This is a genomic window from Flavobacterium branchiophilum NBRC 15030 = ATCC 35035, assembly GCF_002217205.1.
GTDB lineage: Bacteria > Bacteroidota > Bacteroidia > Flavobacteriales > Flavobacteriaceae > Flavobacterium > Flavobacterium branchiophilum.
This window is the reverse complement of record NZ_MUGT01000213.1, coordinates 1-1478: the sequence shown is the minus strand read 5'-3', so window position 1 is coordinate 1478 and position 1478 is coordinate 1. Positions and strand designations below refer to the sequence as shown.

General features: G+C 32.8%; 2 protein-coding genes and 1 pseudogene. All 3 read right to left on the bottom strand.

All coding sequences use genetic code 11. The features are described 5' to 3' along the window. Nucleotides 1–232 (bottom strand): annotated as a pseudogene (locus B0A58_RS15945) (AAA family ATPase); the annotation flags it as partial. Then, a complete protein-coding gene (locus B0A58_RS15940) occupies nucleotides 225–1061 on the bottom strand; it encodes a KilA-N domain-containing protein (protein WP_089081858.1) in 837 nt (278 codons plus the stop codon). The gene B0A58_RS15940 and the pseudogene B0A58_RS15945, both read right to left, overlap by 8 nt. A gap of 21 nt (nucleotides 1062–1082) precedes the next feature. Then, nucleotides 1083–1370, bottom strand: a complete 288-nt coding sequence (locus tag B0A58_RS15935) for a DUF6804 family protein (RefSeq protein ID WP_089081857.1) — start codon at nucleotides 1368–1370, stop codon at nucleotides 1083–1085. Between the last annotated feature and the right edge of the window lie 108 nt (nucleotides 1371–1478).

The window sequence follows — 1478 nt, the reverse complement described above, 5'->3', positions numbered from 1 at the left end:
CCTTAACTAAACGACATTGTTTTAGCATTTCAATTTCCAAAATATCACCGTTTTCTGTAAACTGTGTACGATGTAATTTGGCGAAATCAAACAATTTTAAAAATTTCGTTTCTTTCGCTTCATTTTGCACACGATAGGTTTCGGCATAGCTTCCTTTTTTTAGAAAGAAATTAATAGTGTATTTATTGTCAATGGTTTGATTTTTAGAAAGTAATTGTTTTACTTTATTCATTGCCTTTCAATTTTTTAATTTGATTACTATTAAGCAACGATTTCATTTGCATGATTGCAACTTTGTTGAGTTGTAGCAGTCGTTCACTTTGTGGAAGCCCTTGCTGAATCAGTAACGCTTTGATACTTTCCATGTTGCTTAACACGACCAATTGTTCTAAAGTGGCATCATCTCGTATATTGCCTTTTTTATCGGGATTGTTGGTTTTCCAATCTTTAGCGGTGATTCCAAATAGTGCAACATTGAGCAAATCTGCTTCATTGGCGTAAACAAAACTGGCTTGTTGTTTGGTAATTTCTTTCGGAATCAGATTTTCTTTAATGGCATCGGTATGAATTTGATAATTTACTTTTGCCAAAGTTCTTTGTATATTCCATTCTAATTGTAAACGGTCGTTTTCTTCTGCTTTGAGGCGTTGAAATTCAGTAATTAAATACAATTTAAATGAGGCACTAATGGCTGAGCCAAATTCAAAAGCTATATCTCTATGAGCAAAAGTACCACCATATTTACCCATTTTAACGATTATTCCGATAGCATTGGTTTTTTCAATCCACTCTGAAACACTGAGAACAAAACTAGGTAAGCCCGCTTGCATTTTAAAGTGGTCAAATTCGACCACTTTAAAATCTTTATTATTTATTTGTTCCCAAGTTCCAATAAATTCTAGGGTGTATCGGTTTCTTAGCCAATTCTTAATGATGTCTGCTGCTCTACTATCACCATCTTTTGAATTAGCCATATCCGTTAATGAAATATAATCCGAACTCTCATTATGAATGACTGTGATTTCAGTACCCTTTACTGTTATTTTTTTATTCTTTGCCATTTTATATCAATAAATACAAATTTATGCATTTTTTTTAAATACACTACCCAGCAATCCAAATCCCACAATAACATCAACAACATTCCATAAATCTCTACCTAAAGCGATTTTAAAAAAGGGTTGAAAAAGCAAGGCTAAAGCTCCAAAAATGATTATTTCTGTTTGTTTTTCTTGTTGATTTGCTTGATAGGCAAGAACACCAAACCCGATGTAAGCAGCAAATCTCACGAATTGAAAATAACCATAAGGCATATCCAACAGACAACCAAATAGTAAAATTGCTAAACCTATTTTGATGATTTTATCCATTGTTTCTAATTCTTGTCAAATTCAGATTTTGAAATTGCTTTACCGCCAGATGCTTGTGGTTTGGACGTTTCTCTAATTGTAAACGTTAATGTTAACCCAACTTGCCGA